We start from the raw sequence: 3,794 nt of genomic DNA on the forward strand, positions 1-3,794 counted from the left end.
CTGTGCATTATGACACTTATAAAATTGTAAGAAAACCTGCAACCAAACAAGCCTTTGAAAATGCAATTCATGCTCCAATTCTCTTTAAACAATATGGAGATTCTAAATTCTCTAGCGGGGGGGGGGGCATTTATGTGCAAGTGCAATTTACAGAACAACCCCAAAACAAAAATGAAGTGCAAGATATGTTAGATTTCTATCGTCCCTATAAACTCAATCAAATTAGTGTGAATAAGATGTTTATTGTCTTTGATGGTGGGAATAAGCATGTGGGAGTGGATTTTACTCCTAGTCCTTATGAGATAGGCACTTGTAAATCTTATGGGTCTTATATGGTGCAGACTAATGGGAGTGTTGTTGGATGCTGTGGGGAGCTTTATTTCTACCCCAAACTTCGCGATAAGATTCCAAATATTTTTGAAACAAGCCTAGAGGAATGCAAAAAACAATCTGACTTTCTCTATCTTAATGACGCAACATTTATAAATTATTGCAAAAACTGCTCCATATACTCCATAGACAATGATGATAAGCTTGAGAGGAGATTTATTGAATCAGGCTATTTTGCAATCCAACATACTTTGATGACAAGATATTTTGTAGTCCCTGAATACTTAAGCAGTATTCCAGAAGATGTGCTACTTTTTATGTATGAAAACAATATGGTAAGTGCAATAAAGAATTTCAAAAAGGAATAAAAGGAATGCAATGTGCGGAATCTTAGGCTGTGTTTATAAGGATTATGATGCAAATGCACGTGCTAAATTCGTGCAAAGTTTGCAACTTTTAGCACATCGTGGTCCTGATTTTCAAGATTTCGTGCAGAGTGATAATCTCTTCTTAGGGCATACCCGCTTAAGCATTTTAGATTTAGATATGCGCTCTAATCAGCCTATGTCTTATAAAGACAAATACACGCTTATTTTTAATGGTGAAATTTATAATTATAAAGAGTTAAAAGAGGAATTGTATCATCAAGGATATAGATTCCAAACACAAGGCGATACAGAGGTTTTGTTGTGCGCTTATGACTTTTGGGGGGAGGCTTGTGTAGAGCATTGTAATGGAATGTGGGCTTTTGCGCTTTTGGATAAGGTAAAAAAACAAATTTTTTGTAGTAGGGATAGGTTTGGAGAAAAGCCTTTTTTCTACTATGAAGATACGCAAAAACTAGTTTTTGCTTCAGAGATTAAGGCGATTTTGCCTTACTTGAAAGAGAGGAGGGCAAATATCCCAGCCATGATTCCTTTTATTGTGCGTCAAAATGTGGATTGCTATTTAAATGAGACTTTCTTTAAAGGAATCTACCGCTTAAATCCTAGTGAAAATTTAGTGATAGATTTAAACACCCTCTCCTTGTCTAAAACATCTTATTACACAATCAATAAGCAAGAGATTTCAAGTCCTAATCCTGCATTGAAAGTTAGAGAGATTTTAGAGGATTCCATAAGATTGCGTTTAAGGAGTGATGTAAAAATTGGCGGATGTTTAAGTGGTGGGCTAGATAGTTCATGCTTAAACGCACTTATTGCAAAATCGTATTCAAATCCTAAAGATTTCCTAGCCATTCATGCAAAATCTAGCTTACAAGACAATGATGAAAGCGCGTATGCAAAAGAGGTCGCTAAGCATTTAGGGATTGAACTTTGTGTGATTGAACCTAGCAAAAAAGAGTTTTTAGAATCCTTAGAGCAAGTCATAAGGGTGCAAGATGAACCCTTTGGCAGCACTTCAATTTATATGCAATATTTTGTTATGCAAAAGGCTAGGGAATTGGGCATTAAAGTCATGTTTGATGGGCAGGGGGCTGATGAGATTTTTTTAGGCTATGAGCATTATTTTCAATACATTTATAAGACATTTAAAGATGCAAATAAAGAAGAAGAGTTTTTTAAGGATTTGAAAAATTTTAGGTATTCTAAAGAAATGATTAAGGAATCCCTAGAGCGCGTGGAGAATGTAAGAGCAGCATTTGATAGGGCAAAAATGGGTGGTGTGAGAGAGAAATATTTAGACTTTGCGCAATTTAAAGAAATCTATAACTACACGTCTTTTTATGCATTTAATGTGCGAGAGATTTATAAGAATAACTTACAATCTTTATTACGTTTTGAGGATAGAGATTCTATGGCATTTGGAGTGGAATCGCGTTTGCCCTATTTGGATTATAGACTAGTAGATTATGTGTTAGCACTACCTATTTCTGTGAAATTTCAAAAAGGGTATTTGAAATTCCTCTTAAGAGAGGCTTGCAAGGATATATTGCCTCAAAATATCCTTTGGAGGTATAACAAACTAGGGTTTGAATCTCCGCAAAAGCTTTGGCTACAAGAAGATAAGGAAATGTTAGAGGCAATCAATCAATCCAAGCTTTTAAAGGAAATTTTTACCACCATTACAATTAAAGAGAAAGGTTATTTGTGGCGGCTCTTTAATATTGCTAAATGGGAAGAAATTTATCAAGTGGAATTATAGTGGGATAAAGGAGTTTTTTTATGTTTATTCTTAATCTAATGGTTACTTCAAAATGCAATTATACTTGTAGAATGTGTCCTTTTCATGGGAATGGGTATAGTGAGGATTACTTTAAAGAACGTTTTGATTGGCAGTGTGACATGTCCTTAAAAGAAATTGAAACAATTCTACAAAAAGCAAAAGATTATGGAGTAAAGACTATTGACTTTACTCCAAATGGAGAATTCTTTACTTATAAAAATTGGAGAGAAGTTTTAGCCCTAACACAAAAATATAAAATGCAAGCTACCACAACAACAAATGGAGGCTTACTCCAAGAACAAGATATAAAAGACGCAGTAGATTTAGGACTTTGTGCAGTAACTATTAGTATAGATTCTGTGCATTATGACACTTATAAAATTGTAAGAAAACCTGCAACTAAACAAGCCTTTGAAAATGCAATTCATGCTCCAATTCTCTTTAAACAATATGGAGATTCTAAATTCTCTAGCGGGGGGGGGGGGCATTTATGTGCAAGTGCAATTTACAGAACAACCCCAAAACAAAAATGAAGTGCAAGATATGTTAGATTTCTATCGTCCCTATAAACTCAATCAAATTAGTGTGAATAAGATGTCCATTTACCATGAGGGCGGGAGTGTTTTAATGGATAATTTAAAAGGCAAAGATTATGAAGTCGGCACTTGTAGTGCTTATGGGGCATATATCGTTTTAACTGATGGGAGCGTGGTAGGCTGTTGCGATGAAGTGCATATTTATCCCAAACTTCGCGATAAGATTCCAAATATTTTTGAAACAAGCCTAGAGGAATGCAAAAAACAATCTGACTTTCTCTATCTTAATGACGCAACATTTATCAATTATTGTAAAAACTGCTCCTTGTATGATTTTTTTGATTTAAATGCTACGGCAAAAAAGTCTATCAATAATGGATATTTAGAGATTTCTTCTAAGGTGCAAACAAGATATTTTGTAGTCCCTGAATACTTAAGCAGTATTCCAGAAGATGTGCTACTTTTTATGTATGAAAACAATATGGTAAGTGCAATCAAGAATTTTAAAAAAGGTTTATCTCATGGAACAGATGTCAATTAAAGTAACAAATAAATGTAACTATGCTTGTGATATGTGCCATTTTTTTGGTAGTGAATATGTGGAGGATTATTTTGGCAATCGTCCAGAGTTTAATAAAGACATGTCCTTAAAAGAAATTGAAACAATTCTACAAAAAGCAAAAGATTATGGAGTAAAGACTATTGACTTTACTCCAAATGGAGAATTCTTTACTTATAAAAATTGGAGAGAAGTTTTAGCCC

The 3,794-nt window shown here is 34.2% G+C and carries 5 protein-coding genes; all 5 read left to right on the forward strand.

All coding sequences use genetic code 11. The features are described from left to right. Window positions 1-698 (forward strand): hypothetical protein (locus tag K4G57_RS08845; protein WP_221561852.1); only part of this gene is annotated, 698 nt, incomplete at its 5' end. Between the two features lie 10 nt (window positions 699-708). Next, window positions 709-2,475 (forward strand): asparagine synthase (glutamine-hydrolyzing), encoded by a 1,767-nt coding sequence (asnB, locus tag K4G57_RS08850; protein ID WP_221532813.1) that lies wholly within the window; start codon window positions 709-711, stop codon window positions 2,473-2,475. A 20-nt stretch (window positions 2,476-2,495) separates the two neighbouring features. Next, entirely contained in the window at window positions 2,496-3,029 is a 534-nt protein-coding gene (locus K4G57_RS08855) for a radical SAM protein (RefSeq protein WP_221561853.1), read from the forward strand. Then, a complete protein-coding gene (locus K4G57_RS08860) occupies window positions 2,914-3,573 on the forward strand; it encodes an SPASM domain-containing protein (RefSeq protein WP_221561854.1) in 660 nt (219 codons plus the stop codon). Before K4G57_RS08855 ends, K4G57_RS08860 begins: the two co-directional genes overlap by 116 nt. Next, window positions 3,554-3,794, forward strand: a 241-nt coding sequence (locus K4G57_RS08865; protein ID WP_221561855.1) for a radical SAM protein, incomplete at its 3' end; no start/stop codon positions are given. The genes K4G57_RS08860 and K4G57_RS08865, both read left to right, overlap by 20 nt.

Origin of the sequence: Helicobacter turcicus (genome assembly GCF_019711685.1) — a bacterium.
Classification (GTDB): Bacteria; Campylobacterota; Campylobacteria; order Campylobacterales; family Helicobacteraceae; genus Helicobacter_D; species Helicobacter_D turcicus.